21 protein-coding genes are annotated in these 16,425 nt (G+C 38.0%); all 21 read right to left on the bottom strand.

The window, feature by feature from the left end:
• Positions 1-2 precede the first annotated feature (2 nt).
• On the bottom strand, positions 3-272 hold the full coding sequence (fliQ, locus tag AKG34_RS06515) for a flagellar biosynthesis protein FliQ (protein ID WP_053345337.1): 270 nt from the start codon (positions 270-272) through the stop codon (positions 3-5).
• Positions 273-286: 14 nt separating this feature from the next.
• Positions 287-952 carry a flagellar type III secretion system pore protein FliP gene (fliP, locus tag AKG34_RS06510; protein ID WP_053348014.1) on the bottom strand — a complete coding sequence of 222 codons (666 nt, stop codon included), beginning with the start codon at positions 950-952 and terminating at the stop codon, positions 287-289.
• Positions 945-1,598 carry a flagellar biosynthetic protein FliO gene (locus AKG34_RS06505; protein ID WP_053345336.1) on the bottom strand — a complete coding sequence of 218 codons (654 nt, stop codon included), beginning with the start codon at positions 1,596-1,598 and terminating at the stop codon, positions 945-947. The genes fliP and AKG34_RS06505 overlap by 8 nt, the downstream gene beginning before the upstream one ends.
• A gap of 23 nt (positions 1,599-1,621) precedes the next feature.
• The gene (locus tag AKG34_RS06500) at positions 1,622-1,984 is read right to left on the bottom strand and encodes a response regulator (RefSeq protein ID WP_053345335.1); all 363 of its coding nucleotides are present in this window, start codon (positions 1,982-1,984) and stop codon (positions 1,622-1,624) included.
• A 17-nt stretch (positions 1,985-2,001) separates the two neighbouring features.
• Positions 2,002-3,219 (bottom strand): flagellar motor switch phosphatase FliY, encoded by a 1,218-nt coding sequence (gene fliY, locus AKG34_RS06495; protein ID WP_053345334.1) that lies wholly within the window; start codon positions 3,217-3,219, stop codon positions 2,002-2,004.
• Positions 3,209-4,207, bottom strand: a complete 999-nt coding sequence (fliM, locus tag AKG34_RS06490; RefSeq protein ID WP_053345333.1) for a flagellar motor switch protein FliM — start codon at positions 4,205-4,207, stop codon at positions 3,209-3,211. The genes fliY and fliM overlap by 11 nt, the downstream gene beginning before the upstream one ends.
• A gap of 52 nt (positions 4,208-4,259) precedes the next feature.
• On the bottom strand, positions 4,260-4,688 hold the full coding sequence (gene fliL, locus AKG34_RS06485; RefSeq protein WP_053345332.1) for a flagellar basal body-associated protein FliL: 429 nt from the start codon (positions 4,686-4,688) through the stop codon (positions 4,260-4,262).
• Positions 4,685-4,900: a flagellar FlbD family protein gene (locus AKG34_RS06480; RefSeq protein ID WP_053348013.1), complete on the bottom strand. Its 216-nt coding sequence runs from the start codon at positions 4,898-4,900 to the stop codon at positions 4,685-4,687. Before AKG34_RS06480 ends, fliL begins: the two co-directional genes overlap by 4 nt.
• A gap of 50 nt (positions 4,901-4,950) precedes the next feature.
• Positions 4,951-6,171 carry a flagellar basal-body rod protein FlgF gene (gene flgF, locus AKG34_RS06475; RefSeq protein WP_053345331.1) on the bottom strand — a complete coding sequence of 407 codons (1,221 nt, stop codon included), beginning with the start codon at positions 6,169-6,171 and terminating at the stop codon, positions 4,951-4,953.
• Between the two features lie 74 nt (positions 6,172-6,245).
• Positions 6,246-6,629: a TIGR02530 family flagellar biosynthesis protein gene (locus tag AKG34_RS06470; protein WP_053345330.1), complete on the bottom strand. Its 384-nt coding sequence runs from the start codon at positions 6,627-6,629 to the stop codon at positions 6,246-6,248.
• A gap of 11 nt (positions 6,630-6,640) precedes the next feature.
• Positions 6,641-7,273, bottom strand: coding sequence for a flagellar hook assembly protein FlgD (gene flgD / locus AKG34_RS06465; RefSeq protein ID WP_053345329.1), 633 nt, complete (start codon positions 7,271-7,273; stop codon positions 6,641-6,643).
• Between the two features lie 8 nt (positions 7,274-7,281).
• Positions 7,282-8,598 (bottom strand): flagellar hook-length control protein FliK, encoded by a 1,317-nt coding sequence (locus AKG34_RS06460; protein WP_053345328.1) that lies wholly within the window; start codon positions 8,596-8,598, stop codon positions 7,282-7,284.
• A 29-nt stretch (positions 8,599-8,627) separates the two neighbouring features.
• Complete coding sequence (locus AKG34_RS06455) at positions 8,628-9,245, bottom strand: MotE family protein (RefSeq protein ID WP_053345327.1); 618 nt, start codon at positions 9,243-9,245, stop codon at positions 8,628-8,630.
• An 8-nt stretch (positions 9,246-9,253) separates the two neighbouring features.
• Complete coding sequence (gene fliJ, locus AKG34_RS06450) at positions 9,254-9,697, bottom strand: flagellar export protein FliJ (protein ID WP_053345326.1); 444 nt, start codon at positions 9,695-9,697, stop codon at positions 9,254-9,256.
• A 2-nt stretch (positions 9,698-9,699) separates the two neighbouring features.
• Positions 9,700-11,019, bottom strand: a complete 1,320-nt coding sequence (gene fliI, locus AKG34_RS06445) for a flagellar protein export ATPase FliI (protein WP_053345325.1) — start codon at positions 11,017-11,019, stop codon at positions 9,700-9,702.
• Positions 11,020-11,021: 2 nt separating this feature from the next.
• Complete coding sequence (fliH, locus tag AKG34_RS06440; protein ID WP_053345324.1) at positions 11,022-11,786, bottom strand: flagellar assembly protein FliH; 765 nt, start codon at positions 11,784-11,786, stop codon at positions 11,022-11,024.
• On the bottom strand, positions 11,779-12,798 hold the full coding sequence (gene fliG, locus AKG34_RS06435) for a flagellar motor switch protein FliG (protein WP_053345323.1): 1,020 nt from the start codon (positions 12,796-12,798) through the stop codon (positions 11,779-11,781). Before fliG ends, fliH begins: the two co-directional genes overlap by 8 nt.
• Before the next feature lie 17 nt (positions 12,799-12,815).
• A complete protein-coding gene (gene fliF, locus AKG34_RS06430; protein WP_053345322.1) occupies positions 12,816-14,414 on the bottom strand; it encodes a flagellar basal-body MS-ring/collar protein FliF in 1,599 nt (532 codons plus the stop codon).
• 94 nt (positions 14,415-14,508) lie between these two features.
• Positions 14,509-14,817: a flagellar hook-basal body complex protein FliE gene (gene fliE / locus AKG34_RS06425; RefSeq protein WP_053345321.1), complete on the bottom strand. Its 309-nt coding sequence runs from the start codon at positions 14,815-14,817 to the stop codon at positions 14,509-14,511.
• 21 nt (positions 14,818-14,838) lie between these two features.
• Positions 14,839-15,297: a flagellar basal body rod protein FlgC gene (flgC, locus tag AKG34_RS06420; RefSeq protein ID WP_053345320.1), complete on the bottom strand. Its 459-nt coding sequence runs from the start codon at positions 15,295-15,297 to the stop codon at positions 14,839-14,841.
• On the bottom strand, positions 15,297-15,692 hold the full coding sequence (gene flgB, locus AKG34_RS06415; RefSeq protein WP_053345319.1) for a flagellar basal body rod protein FlgB: 396 nt from the start codon (positions 15,690-15,692) through the stop codon (positions 15,297-15,299). Before flgB ends, flgC begins: the two co-directional genes overlap by 1 nt.
• Positions 15,693-16,425 lie beyond the last annotated feature (733 nt).

Raw genomic sequence — 16,425 nt, 5'->3', positions numbered from 1 at the left:
CTCTACCCTACAAATCGATTCAAGTTACCGAATATTTCATTTGCGTATGATAATAGATGACTTAGCATCCATGGAGCGAGTAAAATAAGTGCCAATAAGACTGCCACAATTTTCGGAACGAAGGCCAAGGTTTGTTCCTGAATCTGTGTGGTCGCCTGAAAGATACTTACTAATAGTCCAACAACAAGAGCTATCAACATCAAGGGGCCAGCGATAATCAATACCATATAAATTCCTTTTTCTGCTACATCAACAACAAACTCTGCGCTCATTTTTTCTCACCTGCTTAAAAACTCTGTAATAAAGACTTCACTACTAAATACCAACCATCAACAAGAATGAAGAGGAGGATTTTAAACGGCAAGGAAATCATGACTGGTGGTAACATCATCATCCCCATCGACATCAGGACACTTGCAACGACCATATCAATAACCAGAAATGGAATGAAAATCATAAAACCTATTTGGAAGGCTGTTTTGATTTCACTAATTGCAAAAGCTGGTACAAATGCGGTCAAGGGAATATCCTGTATCGTTTCCGGCTTATCGACCTTGGCATATTCTAGAAATAAGGCCAAGTCCTTTTGCCTTGTATGGGCACTCATAAATTCCTTAAAAGGAATCGCAGTCTGCTCATACGCCTCTTCTAAATCTATTTCTTCATTAAATAGAGGAGTTAATGCTTTTTCGTTCACTTCCTGAAAAGTCGGTGCCATTACAAAAAATGTCATAAAAAGAGCTAGACCAACCAGGACTTGATTCGGAGGCATCTGTTGTGTAGCAAGCGACGTTCTCACAAAACTGAGGACAATAATGATTCTTGTAAAGCATGTCATTAAAATCAAAATGCTTGGAGCAAGCGATAAAACAGTCATCAGGAGAACAAGTTTGACGGAAGTAGAGACATTAGTGGGATCACTGTTATTAAAAAACTCCATGAACTCATTCATTGTCTCTTCCTTTCCTTTCAAGCTCATTTAACAGATTCTTCCTACTATCAGACATTTGATCGAGCTTATTTTTGAACTCTGAGGAAAAACTATTAGTTTCGATTTCTCTTTTTTTCAGCCACTTATTTTTCAATTTCGTCGCAAATTCTCCTGGCTGAATCATTTGATCCATTTTTTCGTTGTAATCTTTCATTAACTGCTCATATTCCTCGGGATTATCTATTTCTTTCAAGAGCTGTATGTTTTCGCCAACTCCGACTACTAATATTCTACCGCCCACTTTAACAAGCTGAACCGATCGATTTGCTCCAAGGCTTGTGCCGCCTAAATTCTCTACTGAATTTGCTTTTTGATACGATTTACTTTTTTTATTTATGAACTTTAATATGATATATAAAAGCCCCACCACAAAAATGGTCGCAAAGATCATCCTTAGAAACTCCCAAATAGTTATCCCCACTTGTTCGGGATTTGAAGCTTGTTTGGTAGTTTGGGAGTCTTTTGATTTATCCGTTTTCAAATCATCTGGCTGTTCATAAACATCCTTCACTGGCTTATCAATATCTTCCGCACTCGCCTGAATGGCCCCTGAGAAGAAAACTGCTATCACAAGTGAGATCTGAAGCCATTTTTTAATAGAATACAATATGAAGACACCCTCTTACTTCATTAACTTAATGCTTTATTTATGGCTTCCAATACCCTGTCTGCCTGAAATGGTTTCACGATAAAGTCTTTTGCCCCTGCCTGGATTGCATCAATAACCATTGCTTGTTGCCCCATTGCAGAACACATTATGACCTTCGCTTGCGGATTTACCTTTTTAATTTCTTTTAATGCTGTGATTCCATCCATTTCAGGCATAGTAATATCCATTGTTACAAGATCCGGATGCGTTTCTCTATATTTCTCTACTGCCTGAGCACCATCTGCTGCTTCTCCAACAATTTCAAAACCATTTTTAGAAAGGATATCTTTTATCATCATTCTCATAAATGCTGCATCGTCAACAATTAAAATTTTATTTGCCATTTTTTTGTCCTCCAAATTTATCTAAGTTTTTTTAGTCGATCGCTCTGACTCATAATATCCGTAACACGAACTCCAAAGTTTTCATCAATCACAACAACCTCGCCTTTTGCAATTAAGCGGCTGTTTACCAGGATATCCACCGGTTCACCTGCTAATTTATCCAATTCAATTATAGAACCAGATGACAGCTCTAGAATTTCTTTGACAGAGCGCTTGGTTCTCCCAAGCTCTACGGTTACTTGCAATGGGATATCCATCAGCATGCTAAGATTTTTCGTTTCGGACTCTTGAAGCTGATACGGCTGAAAACTGGAAAAACTGGCTGGCTGAACATTTACCGGTTGTCCTGTTGAAACGGATGAAGCTCCAAAATGTTGCGGTTCATTCGGTATTTTGTATGTCGGTTTTGTTTGGTAACCACTTTGTCCATAATTCTCATTTGTCGGCTGATTCGATACAGGATTTTGGAATGATACCGGCTCTTGAGGAGAATTACTCTGTGTTGGGTTGGCTTGTATCTGTTCCATTTTATTTTCATCGGCTTCACTTTCACTTGTTCCATTTAATAGTTCACTGACTAACCCTTTTGCAAATTCTAAAGGCAACAGTTGCATAATGTTGGAATCAATTAATGCACCCACTCGTAAACGAAAAGAAATTTTTGCAAATAAATCCTCATCCGGTATTGCATTTTCACCTTCACCATTTAAAAAGTTCAGTAAATCGATGCTTGGTGGTGAAATATCTACCTTTTTACTGAAAATGGTCGACATTGATGTAGCAGCCGAACCCATCATTTGGTTCATTGCTTCCTGGACCGCACTTAGTTGAATTTCTCCTAGCATCTCTGAAGGATTCAAACCATCACCGCCAAGCATCAAATCGGCAATGATCGCCGCATCACTTTGTTTGATGACAAGCATATTAATGCCTGTAAAACCTTCTGTATATTGCACTTGGATGGCTACATAGGGATGCGGGAATTCTTCCGCAATATTACCCCTTTCAATTAATGTAACCGCCGGGGTAGTGATATCCACTTTCTGATTCAACAAAGTGGATAAAGCAGTGGCCGAACTCCCGAAAGAGATATTCCCAATTTCACCGAGCGCGTCCAGTTCCATCATTGATAAATAATCTTCTATCGAAAGAAAGTCCACCTCATCTTCTATATCACTTGTACCTTTTAAAAGGGCATCTATCTCGTCTTGTGAAAGCATTTCATCACTTATCATTTTCGTCTCCCCCTTTCAAAATATTAAGAATCTGGATGGCGTGTTTTTTACCTACTTTGCCTGGTTGTCCACTATATTTCGGAATTCCCCCTACTTTAATTGTTAAAGGCTTATCGATTGCATGATTTAAATCGATGACATCACCTACATCAAGCAGAAGGAAATCCTGGATAGCAATATCCGTAGTTCCTAATTCGGAAATAATTGAGAGATCCGCATTCCTAATACGATTTTCCAAAACTTTTATTTCCTCAGGAATTCTTTCTTTTTGAGAATTTTCCATCCAGTAGTGAGCAGATAACTTCGGTATGATTGGTTCTAAAACGACGTGAGGAATACAAATGTTAATCATTCCGCTCGTTTCACCGATTTGCGTATTTAGAGATATGACTACAACTGTGTCATTTGGTGAAACCAATTGTAAAAATTGCGGATTCACCTCAAACTCTGTCATTACCGGTTCGATATCAACAATCGTCCCCCAAGCTTCTTGTAAATTTTCAAAAGCCTTTTCAAATAGATTTGACATGATCTTTGTTTCTATTTCAGTTAAACTGTCGACTTTATTAACGCTTATACCCCGCCCTCCCAAAACTCTGTCCATCATGGAATAAGCGATATTCGGATTGACCTCAAGAATGATTCGGCCATCCAGAGGCGGTACCTCAAACACATTCAAAATGGTCATCTTAGGTATTGAACGTATGAACTCTTCATATGGAATTTGATCTGCAGATGCTACGGATATTTGAACATATGTCCTCAGCTGAGCAGAGAAATAAGTTGTAAGCAATCTTGCAAAGTTCTCGTGTATCCTAGTCAAACTGCGGATTTGATCCTTTGAAAACCGAAGTGCTCTTTTAAAGTCGTACACCTTCACTCTTTTTTCTACTTCTTCTTTCTTTAAATCATCTGCATCCATTTCACCTGTAGAAATGGCCGATAACAAAGCATCGATTTCATTTTGCGATAATATTTCCCCGGACATTAGCACTCACCTCCAAAGCTTCCCCTTCTTATTTAATGAAGCAAGGATGTTCTTATTGAAGAATCGAGGAGGTTATATAAACCTTTTCAACTTTTCCTTCTTCCATTAATTCATTAATTCTAGTCTTTAACGTATCCTGAAGTTTTTCCTTGCCCTTTTTACCAGTTAACTCTGTCGCTTTCATTTCGGACAGTTCGGCAATAATAATGTTTTTCACCTGAAAACCTCTTTTTTCCAACTCTTCTTTTGCTTTTTTATTTTCTGTTTGGACCATAAATGAGATTTTGATATAATCATTACCCGAGAGATTCGTTGTAATTTCAGGAATTTCAACAGATGATTTGATAATTTCATCTATGGATGGTTTACCCTCTGCAGATGTGGGGTCAGATAACTTTGTAACAACCACGACCGCTATTACGCCAACAAGAGTAATTGCCACCAGCATAATCAACATAATCGTCAATAGTTTTTTTTTCATAACCTTTCCTCCTCATCATCACGCAATCCCAGAACATTCACGGTACGATAAAATTGTATAATGGCTTGAATTATTTCTTCTTCCTTCTCGAGCACCACGATTTTCTTCCCATTTGTAAACGTAATAGTCGAATCCGGCAGCGATTCGACCGTATCTATGTACAATGCATTGATATGAAAGCTTTTGCCATTCAGCCTTGTGACTTTAATAATAATATTTAGGAGCCAGAGCAAATAAGCACCTGGCTCCTCCCTCCCTTAACTTATCGTTTTAAGTTAACCAGCTCTTGTAAAATTTCATCCGACGTCGTGATAATTCTTGAATTCGATTGGAATCCACGTTGCGCGACGATCATTTCCGTAAACTCTTCTGATAAATCGACGTTGGACATTTCCAAAAAACCTGATGCTATTGTTCCGCGTCCTTCACCTGCGACATTGATGTTTGCTGTACCAGAGTTTATTGATTCTTGGAATATATTGCCTCCTGTTTTAGTCAATCCGGATGCATTTGTAAACTTGGCAATAGCCAGTTGACCCAAAGTCACAATTTTCCCATTTGAGTAGATACCGCTAATTTCACCTGATGGCCCAAAATTAAAGCTCTCCAGTTTCCCTTCTTTATTACCATTCGGGTTGACCATAGCTGTAGTTGCTCCTTCAACTTGGGTGAGAGTAGAGAAATCGAAATCTAATTTTATTTTTTTACTATCATCACTGTCATCACCTTTACTAATATCAATTGATAGGTTAACATCGCTTGTCACATCGCATTTACCATCCGTAAAACTAAGAGTAGTTAATGGCTCTAGTTCAGAGTCCGAAGTTGGATCCTGATCATAAACTCCCCAATTATTCTCACCATTTTTCTTGAAATAAATAGTTGTTGTTTGTTCTTTACCTTTTTCATCAACAACTTTTATTTGCTGGCTGAATACAGAACCCTCAATTGCGTCCGCTGCCAAGTTTTCACTTACGGTTACTTTTGTAGTTGTTACAGCAGGTAAAACCGCATTAACGTTTACAGATACATCTCCGATTGTTTTTGATAGTTTTCCGTTTGCATCAACCTTGTAGGCTTGCACTTTCATTCCATTAGAATTTACAAGCGTGCCATTATCATCTAAATAGAAGTTACCAGCACGTGTATAAGATAATACATCTCCTTCTTTGACGACGAAATAACCATCTCCAGATATACCCAAATCAAGATCTCGTCCAGTAGTTTGCAAGCTTGATTGAGTATGAATGGTGTCAATTGTTGCGATAGTTGACCCCAATCCAATCTGCTTAGAGTTGGTACCACCTTTATTTGCTGTCGCGGCACTAGCACCAGATATTGTTTGGTTCATCGTATCACTGAATGTTACACGACTTTTTTTGAAACCATAGGTGTTGACATTAGCCACATTATTCCCGATAACATCTAATTTTGTTTGTAAGTTCTTCAATCCGCTTATTCCTGAGTACATTGAACGAAGCATTAAAAACTCCCCTTTCATATCGTGACTGCTTCTGTCATTCCACAGCCTAGGCTTCCTATACTAGGTCCGGCCTATTAATCTATTAGTATGGTACCATTGATATTCGTGAAAATTTGAGACGAGGCTTCCTCTCGATCCACAACAGTAATGACTTTGTTATTTTTAGTGCTAATTACGAGTGCCGCGTTATCGATAATAATAAGAGATTCTGTCACACCCATCTTTTTGGCCTCATTTGCTTTATCGGCTATTTTGTCCCAAGTTTGTTGCTCTATTACTATTTTCCTTTGTTCCATCCGCATTTGTGCATGCTTACTAATTGTCAGCTTTTCATTAGTAGATATGGCTTCTTGAAAATGCTGTTGAAATCCTTGTTGGATCATTTGCCTTTGTCTCAAGGGAGTTTTTGTTAGTGGAATCATCTGAGCGGAATTTGCTTGAAAACCGAGTTTATCCATTTTTCCGCTCCTTAAGCACTTGCGATTTTGATCAATTGCTCTAATGATAGTTTTGTGCCGCTTTCATCATCCACTTCTATCTGCACTTTGCCTTTATTCATGGATACTGATGTTACAACGGCAGAAAGGTCTCCATTTTCTTCATCATTCCATGTGACACGTTTGCCTATTAATTCACTTGCATTAGTCAAACTGTTAGATGTAGTGCTTGATTGTTTCATTGCCGAAATATTTGCTGGTTGAAGTTTTGTGCCATCTTCTAAAATGAAATAAATATTGTCACCTTTATATTGAATCGATTCCACGATACCTACGCCTTCTTCTATTGCAAGGTTCTCACCGCTTTCATCCAATATATGCCAGGTAACTTCCTTACCAACGAATGAGTTATAGTTCATTAAACTATTTTGTTGGTTTAACCCAATTAGTTCATCTATTTGGGATCCTATATTCATCATTTGTTCCAAAGAAGAAAAAGTGGCCATTTGGGCTATAAATTCTGTATTGTCCATCGGACTGGAAGGATCTTGGTTTTGCAACTGGGTAAGCAATAATTTCAGGAAATCATCTTTTCCGAGTGAATCGCCTGTTTTTCTGTCTGATTGATAGCTTGATAATAATAGTGACGTATCAATGGTCGTCATTTCTTCACCTACACTTCTAGATTTAACAGAGCTTCTGCAAAGGAGCCTGTAAATTCACTTTCTGTCTCATCATTGCTTTCCCTCTTATTCTCTTGTTGTCTATTTTGTTCATCCGCATCTTTCTGGCTGAACTTCTCAGAGTTGAAAGTATTGTACGCCTGTGATACTTCAATTTTTTCAATTTGGATATTTTGGCCGTTAAAGGCGTGCTTTAACCCGTGAATCTGTTTCTCCAGCATATCTTTCGCTTGCGCTGATGTGGCCAAAATTTTCGCTGTCATCATGCCATCCTTTTGAATTAACTCAATTCTAAGTGACCCTAGGTGTTCGGGATTCAATTTTATTAACAGTTTATTTACACCGTTAGCCCCTGTGAAATTTGCTTTACTCAAGATACTTTCAAACTGTTTAACAAACTCTTCCTGACTGACAGTTTGTCCACCCTTAGCAGCCGTCAAGACGAATTGTTCAAGCTTTGTCATTAAAAATGACATACCTGAACCTTGATAGTTACTACTATCCGCTGTTTTTAAAGTCAGACCGGTACTATTTGTTCCATCTTTACCTAACTTGTCGCTTCCAGTTAATTGTGAGAATGCGTTTGTTTCCAATGTTTTATTTTGCCCTTTTTCCAAAATAAGAGAAAAATCAAGGTTAGTATTTGTTTTCTGCTGCTGATTAGGCAGCCATTTTTCCAGTTTTCCTGATATCCCTTCAAGCAGATTTTTCATTTGCTTATGGATGGTTGCTTCATCTTGTGTCATATCTTTATTCTCTGATAAAAGATCGTGAAATTTTACCAACTTTAATAGATTCGCTGTCCCCTCTAATGGGAGCTGTTTCCACTCTTCTTCACTCAACGAAGCAACCTGTATTAGGATTGTATATAGTTCCATGACATTGGCTGATAAAAGGCTTTGTGAATCCAACCTCAAGTCTTCCGGTTCTTGTTCTAAATTGATTTCCTCTATAGTCGTAAAGAATTCTGTAAGAGTCTCTTCATTATTACCGCTAAGCCTTTTTAGTAACTGGAATAGGAGGGTTCTAACATCCCCTTGATTGTTTACTAAAGGATCATCAGCAACACTTTCTTCCTCAAGGTCACTTAGACTGTTAAGTTTCAAAATATCTAGTAAATCCTTTAGAGTTGACACCTCCTCATTGGAAAGACGCAAGGATTCAGTATCTAATGAACTGCCTGAATCTGCCCCTACGGCGGATTGAAGGACTGAACCAAACCCCAATTTCATCCCCTGGTTTTGCTTTAATTGAACAGTTTGACTTACTGATGCCAAGGGGAATAAAGAATTAATGGCCAAATTCATATATTATTCACCTCCTTTAAAGCTTCCCCTTAAGAACTTTGCTCCGTTAGTCTCTTCGTTAACCTGGCAGCATCTGCTGTTGTCATTTGCTCTAATACCTTCGCTAAAGTATCAGCTTTCATGCTTGCCAGGATCATAACCGCATCTTCATCACTCATTTCTGTAATGATAGGAGCTGACTTCTTTGGTGCCATGGTTTCATAAGTGCGTATTATATCTTTGAAAGCCTTTTTACTCCCATCCTGACTTTCTCTAAGCTGTTTCACTTCAGAATGAAGCTGCTGTTTTTCTGCTTCAGCCTTTTCAACGGCCTTGTCTCGTGTATCAATTATTCTTTCCAGCTTCTCTATCTCTTTTTCTTTGTTTTCTATTTCGGTTTCTAACTTCGCCATTTTTCTTGAAACTTTCTCATTGTCTTTGGCTGAGTTTTCTTTTACCTCATCCTTTTGAATCAGTTCGGCGAAGGGGATTTTAGCGGACATCTCCTTTGCCTTTTCCACTACATTAACCCCCGCAACTGAGAAAACTACCATGGCTACAGTTACCGCAAAGATTAGAGGGATGAAGATTACAAGAAACCATTGAAATTTGCTTATATTATTTTCTTTTAATTCATCTAATCCAGTAGATTCAACTTTTTTACGCATTCTATCACCTAACGCCCTTTGCTAAAGAATTGCCGGATAGATATTTCATCCATTTGTTTATTCTCAGCTTCCTTTATGACATCCAGGAATTTAAGAAACTCATTTACTTTCATTTTCTCGTACTTTTTGACTTCAATATTTCTTTCCAATAATACTTCCTGCAGGACATTCATTTTGTAACGGGCTTCAATGACTTCCTGTTGACAATGGCTTAAGAGCTTTTCCAGATTGTCCATAAATAACTGATGATGGCGAATTTCTTGAACGGATAATCCATTTCGGAGCTTTTCCTGCTGGAATTCCAGAAGGTCTTCTTTTTTCTTTAAAAGCTTATACAATTTTTCGGCTACTTTTTCAAAAGTTTTTAGAGCAGCATTATATTTAGAAAGTGCGTCCCTTTTTTCTTTTTCCTTGATGGTTAGGATCTTCTCAAATTTATATTGATAAATCATTGCTAATCACCTTTCTCCATCAATTTTACGAGGTTGATAATACTCTTATCTTTGGATGCTTTTTCATGAGTGCCTTGCTTTAAAAATGAAATGATTTCCGGATATCGATTAATGGAGTTTTCAATTTCCTTTGAAGAACCCTTTTTATAGGCTCCTATATTAATCAAATCTTCAGACTCAATATAGGTTGATAAACTTGCCCGTAAGTTTTCTGCTGACTTTTTATGCCTTTCCTCAACAATATTATTCATGACACGACTAATACTCTTTAGAACATTGAGAGCCGGAAACTGTCCTTTATTTGCTAAGTTTCTGTCTAAGATGAAATGACCGTCCAATATTCCCCTGACTGCATCGGTGATTGGTTCATTCATATCATCACCGTCGACAAGAACCGTATAAAAAGCTGTAATGGATCCTAACTGATTTGTGCCTGTTCTTTCTAGTAGTCTTGGAAGGATAGCGAAAACGGATGGCGTATAGCCTTTTGTGGTGGGTGGCTCTCCGACAGCAAGTCCGATCTCCCTTTGGGCCATCGCAACCCTTGTGATGGAGTCCATCATTAGCATCACGTTCAATCCTTTGTCACGAAAATATTCTGCAATGGCAGTAGCCGTCAAGGCACCTTTAATTCTCATCAACGCTGGCTGATCAGATGTCGCTACAACAACAATTGATCTGGCTAACCCTTCCGGACCAAGATCTTTCTCAATGAATTCACGGACTTCCCGACCACGTTCACCAACAAGGCCAATCACGTTTAAGTCAGCCGTGGTATTTCGTGCTACCATGCCAAGCAAAGTACTTTTTCCAACACCGCTCCCAGCAAAGATTCCAACACGTTGGCCTTTCCCTACTGTTAATAAACTATCAATCACACGTACACCTACATCAATCGGTTCATCAATCGGAGGCCTTTCCATGGGACTGGGTGGATCTTGATCCACCGGAACCGTAGCAAGTCCTTTTGGAAGCAGCGAATCGTCGATTGGATGTCCTAAAGGATCGACAACCTTCCCTATTAATCCACTGCCTACCTTTATCTCAAGGCTTCGTCCGCTTCCTTCAACAATACATCCTGGTCCAATATCACTTACCGCTGTGAATGGCATTAAAATGACCATTTCATCACGAAAACCGACAACTTCCGCTAATATTTTCTTTTTCTTTTTTTGTATACCTGTATAGATATAACAAACCTCGCCTACAGAGCTTTCAGGGCCTTGGGATTCTATCATTAACCCGACGACACGTTTGACTCGTCCATAGTGTTTAAATGGATCGACTTCATCAACTAAGGGTAAGAGATCCTTCGCTTTCATCTTTACTCACCTTCCAGCAACTCAGTTAGTTTCATTTTAATTTCCTGTAGCTGACTATCAACGCTGGCATCTATTCTTCCATTCTCCGACTCGATGATACAACTACTTTCATTTAGATCATCATTCGGATAGATATACAATTCTGTATCTTTTGGAAAGATTGAAATCAACTCTTCCTTATGAGTAAGAATCGATTGGTATTGAATCGGATGAATATGCAGCTGCACTTCCCGATAATCCCTTGCTTCTTTAATGGCTTTCTTTACGATGGATAAAAAAGACTCTTCATCATTTTCAAGCTGCCGGCCAATAACTTTCCCCGCCACTTTCATAGCAAGATCCAAAATAACTGATTCAGATGATTCGATATGTTGCTGATAATCTTTTTTAGAGGACTCTACCACTTTCTTTGCAAAAGCGATCTCCCCAGCAACCTCGTTATAGCCCTTTTGGATTCCATCTTCGATTCCCTGCTGATACCCTTCTTTTTGAGCCTGTTCGATATACATTATTTTTTCTTGCTTCTCCCAATGTTCACGAGCTTGCCGGACTTCATCAGCAACCGCTTTGGCTTTTTGTTTTGCTTCTATTAATAGAGATTCTGCCTCCTGCTTGGCTTGGTTTAGAAATTCATCTGATTGAAAATGATGAACGATTTGCCCTTCATCCTCGCTTTCTGTTTCAAGTGAGTCCAAACAGCGAATTTTTATCGTTATCTTATTGCTTTTCTCCTGATTTGCTTGGTGGGACTTAATAATTCTAGACAATAATATCATCCCCTCCGCCGCGGGCGATTACAATCTCACCCGTTTCTTCAAGGCGGCGAACAACAGCAACAATTCTGGATTGTGCTTCTTCTACATCCCGCAAACGTACAGGACCCATATATTCCATTTCTTCCTGGAACGTTTCGACCATTCGTTTCGACATGTTACGGAAAACGATTTCCTTCACTTCATCGCTTGCCACTTTAAGGGAAAGTTTGAGATCTTCATTTTCAGATTCCCGTACAACACGCTGAATGGCTCTCCCATCAAGAGTCACGATATCTTCAAAGACAAACATCCGTTTCTTGATTTCTTCTGCAAGTTCTGGATCTTGGGTTTCAAGTGCATCTAAGATAGTTCTTTCTGTTGAGCGATCAACTCCGTTCAATACATCAACAACCGCTTCGACTCCGCCAGTCTGGGTATAATCCTGGGTCACAGTTGCAGATAGTTTTCTTTCTAATATCTGCTCTACTTCATTAATGATTTCCGGCGAAGTGCTATCCATTAAAGCGATTCTTCTTGCAATATCGGCCTGCACCTCTTGGGGAAGTTCAGACAAAATATGGCCTGCCTGTGTTGGATCAAGATAAGATAATATTAAGGCAATCGTCTGCGGATGCTCATTTTGGATAAAATTCAATATCTGTCCAGGATCTGCCTTCCTTGCAAAGTCGAATGGACGAACTTGTAAGGAAGATGTTAAGCGGTTTATGATTGCCGCAGCCTGATCAGTCCCTAACGCCTTTTCAAGAACCTGCTTCGCGTATCCAATGCCACCCTGTGATATGTAATCCTGTGCTAAAGCTATATTATGAAATTCCTCTAAAATTTCTTCTTTGTCCTGCGAATCTACTTTTCTAACTCCCGAAATTTCAAGAGTCAATCTCTCAATTTCCTCTTCAGAAAGATGCTTATATACGGATGCAGAAACATCCGGGCCTAAGGAAATAAGGAGGATGGCAGCTTTCTGTTTGCCAGTCAATCCGGCCTTTTTTTTTCTTTCTGTCACTTGCACAGCCTCCTAGTCTAATCTTCTGCTATCCAACTTCTTAATAATTTTGCAAATTCATCCGGCTTTTCTTTTGCCAGTTTCTCAAGTTGTTTTCTTTTTAACGATGCCTCTGTTTCCTTCTCTGTATTTAAATCTGGGACCTCGAATACGACTTCTTCCTCTTCCTCCACGTATTCCTCTTCCATTTCTGTTCGCCTTCTTGACCGGAAAAATAAGAATAATAGAATGATAATGACTAATAATAATATTCCACCTACAATGTAAACCCAAATGGGCACTGAAGTTCTCGTTCCATCTTCTGGCATTGTCATTTTTCCGTTAAAAGGTTGAACGGAAATCGCTATCTTCTTATTTAGCTCATCGTCTGTAAGTTCTTCCCCTTCAGCTTTTTTCTCAATTGTCGTACGGATTATTGTGCTAAGGATTTGTGTAATATCATCTACACTCTGCTGAGATAAGGAGTTTGGATCATCTGCCGTAGGAGGCTCGACCATTACCTGGATACCTAAATCCTTTACTTTGTATGGACTTTCCACTATTTCTTTCTTTATTCGGTTCACTTCACTATTTATTGTTTCATCAACTTTTTCATAATCACCGGATCCGTTTGTTCCCTCAACATAACTAGATCCTAATGAATCAGAGGAGTCCTCACTTTGCGGAATGCCACCAGCCCCAGCTGCATCCCCACTATACGATTCATTGATTCTTTGCGCAGAAATCTCAATTCCTGCCATATTTTCTTCATCCACCGGTTCAACTATATTCTCTTCCCTGTTTTCCTGAGTGAAATCAATGTCTGTTGTGACAGAAACGACAACTTTATCTCTGCCCATTATTGTTCCTAGCATATTTTGTACTTGTCTTTGAATATCGCGTTCAATTTCTTTTTTTATTTCGTTTTGAGTAACAAAAGCAGACGCGAAATTAGAATTTTGATTTTCAAGGTCATAATACTCAAAATCTTGGTTCATAATGACGATATTATCTGTAGGGAGGTTCGGAACACTTTTTGATACAAGATGATAAAGTGAATTAATTTGATTTTCATCAAATTTATAGCCTGATTTCGTATTCAAAACAATTGATGCTGATGCTTCACCTACTGTATCACTTACAAAAACCCCTTTATCAGGAAGTGTAATCATCACACTCGCATCTTCAACCCCGTCAATCTTCTTTATTAAATTGGCTAGTTCCGTCTGCATCGAGTCCAATTTAATAACATTGAATTCATTTTCGGTCATTCCGATACCAGCGCTCTGACTAAAAAATGAATAGTCGATGCTTCCTGAGTCCGGGATCCCTTCAGCTGCAAGCTCCACTTTAAGTGTATCCAATTTTTCTTCAGGAACTTTAATCGTTTTACCGTTGTCTGAAATTTCGTTCTTAATTCCTTGACTATCTAAATTCTCTTTAATACTTCCCGTTTCTGATGGCGTTAAATTAGAATATAAGGGTACCAGTGTTGTACGGGAGGCAAAAACCGAGACAACCATAATGACGATGATAATCAATGCGGTTGCACTAATCATGAGGACTTTTTGTTTTTTACTGCGACTAGTCCAGAAAGCAGTTATTTTATTTTTTAAATTCACTAGTACATCATTCATTTAAATCCCCCGGTCAGTCTATGAATTTATGAAAGGGGGAATCTTTTTCCCCCTGGCCATTTTTCTTTATATAATGAGGTTTAAAAAATGAATGCTATATACTCATTCTCATCATTTCCTGATAGGCTTCAACCACCTTATTCCGGACCTCTAGTGTAGCCTGCATTGTAACACTGGCTTTTTGTGAAGCAATCATCACTGAATGAAGCTCAACATCTTCACCGTTAACCAGTTTAGTTGTCAGATTGTCTGATGCAACTTGAGTCTCATTAACTTTATTCAACGATTCTTTTAATACGGACGCAAAATTCCGATGTGCTTCGTATGGTGTATTTGTATTACTCTGGCCATTTTTCAATACATCAAATGTATTGCTCCCTGCCGAAAGAGAAATCCCCTCCATATCTCCACTCCCCATTCAAGTTTATTTGCCGATTTCCAATGCTTTCATCATCATTCCCTTTGATGCATTTAAAACTGTCACATTTGCTTCGTATGATCGTGTGACACTCATTAAGTCGACCATCTCCCTAAGCGGATCGACGTTTGGCATTTCCACATATCCATCATCATTGGCATCGGGGTGTTCTGGATTATAATCCAACTCAAAAGGCGTTTCATCTCTTACTATTTCCGTAACCTTTACACCGTTTCCAATCCCGCTGTTTTTCCCAGTGGCTGCGTTTAAAAAGCTTGAAAAACTGCTTTCCTTACTTTGTAGCACAACTGCTTTTCTCGAGTATGGTTTCCACTCCTTTGTTTCTGCATCATATTCCGCTCTGGTCGTATCTGCATTCGCCATATTGGAAGAAATCACATCCATCCTTAACCTTTGACTAGTTAGGCTTGAACCAGTCGTATTTATACTTTGGAAAATCCCCATTACTTACCTCCCCTAATTACAGTTTCCAATGATTTGAATTTACCTGAAAGCCGATCGGATACTGCATTATAATAAATTTGGTTTGCAGCAAGGTCAGTCATTTCTTTATCAATGTCCACACTATTTCCATTATTGTTGTATTGCACATTCCTCTGCGTCACGATTGAAGAGGATTCACCACCCTCTAATTTAAAACTTAGGTGTCTTTCATCGGTACGGTATGATTGGATGGAAGATTCTAACTCAGCTTGAAACGACTGTCTTTTGGAGACATCTTTAGCTTTATAATTCGGTGTGTCGGAATTCGCAATATTCTGTGAAATAACTTTTTGTTTTGTATTAGAATAATTCAGAGCGTTTTCAAGTGATTGAAAAGTATTTGAAAATAATTCCATATTATCACTCACCTCTTTCCATTTTAAACAGATAATAACTTAAGAAATAAATTAACCCAACGTATTCATGGTTTAATTCTAAAGAAACATTATAACTATGTCCACAAACATTTTTAAGACTTTAGACCTATTATTGTCGAAAAATGTCACAATTTGCTCAAATTCACTGCTTTTTTTAGTATTATTCCAGTTCATTTATTACGATTCATTACATTTTACATACTTTTTCGACATTTTAGTCAAAATTTATCTCTAGTTCCTTATTTATCATACCGAAAAACGAATCTATATAACTGATACTTTAGAACTAATTTGCAATATTTTTTCATAAGTGATTTTATACAACATAGCTTTTTTAGCCTTATTTTATAACGGTTTCTTTAAAATTCTATATTAATATTTTTTTAAATAAAAAATAGAAATTTTTAAAGTGAGTTTATATTCGACAAATTCAGCATCTTATTTCATAATTAGGACTCTTAAGACCGCTACTAATATCAACAGATATTTTGTAATACTTTGATTAAGAAGGGAGGGAATTTATTACAAATTATTTTTTTCATTATTACTATAGTTATAGTAATATAATTACTCTTATTTTGAAGAATTTCACTATATTTCCAGTGGCATCAGAATACTATCTAAATACTCACATTTCAAATTTAAATTCTCAATTCGAATTACCTTTTTTTCTTGCATAACGCATTTTTCATATCGTTTAGCTTGGAAGTTC

It is taken from the genome of Peribacillus butanolivorans (genome assembly GCF_001273755.1).
Taxonomy (GTDB): domain Bacteria; phylum Bacillota; class Bacilli; order Bacillales; family DSM-1321; genus Peribacillus; species Peribacillus butanolivorans.
This window is presented reverse-complemented; position numbering and strand designations above follow the sequence as displayed.